The sequence below is a fragment of the Actinosynnema sp. genome, assembly GCF_052038725.1.
Genome location: NZ_JBQGCX010000065.1, coordinates 1 through 2,418, shown reverse-complemented (window position 1 = coordinate 2,418; position 2,418 = coordinate 1). Strand labels below are relative to the sequence as shown.

Sequence of the window (2,418 nt, the reverse complement as noted above, 5' to 3'; positions counted from 1 at the left end):
AGTGCCGAAGCTCCGTTCGGCTTCCCGATCCCACCGAGGCGGTGAGCCGGACCTGCCTCGCGGGCTGCCCGTGCGCGGGCCTGGTGACCTCGCCGGTGGGCGTGACGACGTCGGGGGCGCTGGAGGTCCAGGTCACGGCCGTGCCGTGCAGGCCGGTGGTGGGCAGGGTGAGGTTGCCGCGCACGTCGTGGGCGTCCCAGACGGTCAGCGCCCTCGCGGCCTCGGCGACCTTCTCGCGGTCGGTGGGCCGCGGGCGGACGGTGACCGCGAAGAGCCTGCGGAGCTCGGCGCCGCCCCGGGTGGTGGTGGCCGTGAGCAGCGCCAACGACGGCAGGAGGCCGGCGCGCGGGCGGGTCACCTTGCCCGTGGCCGCGACCGCGCCGGGATTGGTGGAGTGCCAGGAGATCGTGGTGTCGTGCGGGCCCGAGGTGGGCAGCGCGAGGTCCTCGGTGATGAGCGAGGTGTCGCCGATGGTCAGCGACGCGCTGTCGCGGCGGACGCGTTCACGGTCGGGGGTGAAGCCGAGGTCGTGCGCCTCGTCGGCGCTCAGAGCCCTGTTGTACAGCCGGAAGTCGCGCACCTCGCCCTTGAGGTGGCGGTCGCCGGGGTAGACCGATCGGCCGATGTGGTTGGCCTTCGTGAACCCGCCGCCGATGTCGCCGGGGCGGATCGTCACGTCGGTGCGCCTGGCCACCTCCACGCCGTCCTCGTAGAGCACCGCGGTGCTCCCGGTCTGGGTGTAGGTGAGCGTCTTCCACACGTCGCGCCGCAGGTCGCGGCCCGAGCTGGTGGTCTGCTCCGTGGCCCAGTTCCCGGTGGCGATCGAGCTGCGGTAGGTGTTGCCGGTGGTGAACAGGTAGCCGTCGCCCGCGCTGCCGTTCGTGTTCCCGATGCCCCAGACGAAGTAGGGCGTGGCCTGGTCGGGCGCGATGCGGACCTGGATGGACGCGGTGACGGAGTCGAGGCCGCGCAGCAGGTCGTCCGGGAGGTCGACGTGGCCGTCGACGCCGCCGAGGTGGAGGCCGTCACGTCCGCCGGGGACGGCGTCGCCGCTGATCACGGCGTCGCGGCGGGAGGGGGACGCGTCGTGCGCGGTGGTCCCGGAGGACTCGGTGAGCGGGTAGTGGGCGATCAGCCCGCCCGGCGCCGAGGCGACCGCGGGGGTGACCGGGGCGAGCGGCACGAGGGCGAGCGCCACCACCGCTGCGAGGGGACGGGGACGGGGCAGAACGGGAGCCATGGGCATCGCTCTCGTCGTGCGCGGCGGGTGTGGCCGCGCGTCGTGAACAGGTACGTCCGGGTGTTGACGTGCGCTGAGTCACAAAAGTGAGCGCTAACATAGGTCGGTTTCAACCTGCGTGTCAAGCGTGCAACGTCGAGGTTTCTGGGGGGTTGACGGACGGTATGTGAGCGTTCACTCTTGTCCACCAGGTGACCGAGGTGACCCTGGTCACGCGGTCCCGCCGTCCGCGAGTTCACCGTGGTTCACGTGGAGGATGCCCGTGCTGAAGAAGATCACCGCCGCCGCGTGCGCCGCCTTGATCGGCGCCCTCAGCCTCACCGCCTGCGGGTCGTCCGGTTCCGGCGACTCCGGCTCCTCCGGGGGAGGCGGGGACGACAAGATCACGATGGGGTTCGCCCAGGTCGGCGCCGAGAGCGGGTGGCGCACCGCGAACACCAAGTCCGTGCAGGAGGCCGCCGCGGCGGCGGGCGTCGACCTGAAGTTCTCCGACGCGCAGCAGAAGCAGGAGAACCAGCTCAAGGCGATCCGGTCGTACATCCAGCAGAAGGTCGACGTCATCGCCTTCAGCCCGGTGGTCGAGACCGGCTGGGACACCGTGCTGCTGGAGGCCCAGCGCGCCAACATCCCGGTGATCCTCACCGACCGCGCGGTCGACTCCGAGGACACCTCGCTGTACAAGACCTTCCTCGGCTCGGACTTCGTCGAGGAGGGCCGCAAGGCCGGTGACTGGCTGGTCGCCAACGTGCAGGGCGAGGTGAACGTCGCGGAGCTCCAGGGCACCACCGGCGCCGCCCCGGCGATCGACCGCAAGGCCGGGTTCGAGGAGAAGATCGCGGGCAAGTCGAACATCAAGGTCGTGGCCTCGCAGACCGGTGACTTCACCCGGTCCGGCGGCAAGCAGGTCATGGAGGCGTTCCTCAAGTCCAACCCGGAGATCAACGTCGTCTACGCGCACAACGACGACATGGGTCTCGGCGCCATCGAGGCCATCAAGGCCGCGGGCAAGGTCCCCGGCAAGGACATCAAGATCATCACGGTGGACGCCGTCAAGGACGGCATGACCGCGCTGGCCAACGGCGAGATCAACTTCATCGTCGAGTGCAACCCGTTGCTGGGCAAGCAGCTGATGGACCTCGCGAAGAAGGTCGTGGCCGGTGAGCAGGTGCCGGAGCGGG

Annotated in this window: 2 protein-coding genes; one reads left to right on the top strand and one right to left on the bottom strand. The window is 70.5% G+C overall.

The features are described from left to right. The coding region (locus tag ACTUAL_RS01295; RefSeq protein ID WP_440898968.1) for an immunoglobulin-like domain-containing protein at positions 1–1,201 on the bottom strand (1,201 nt) is incomplete at its 3' end. A 301-nt stretch (positions 1,202–1,502) separates the two neighbouring features. On the opposite strand from ACTUAL_RS01295, the gene ACTUAL_RS01290 reads away from it, so the two are divergent. Further along, positions 1,503–2,418: ABC transporter substrate-binding protein (locus ACTUAL_RS01290; RefSeq protein ID WP_440898967.1), on the top strand; the 916-nt coding region annotated here is incomplete at its 3' end.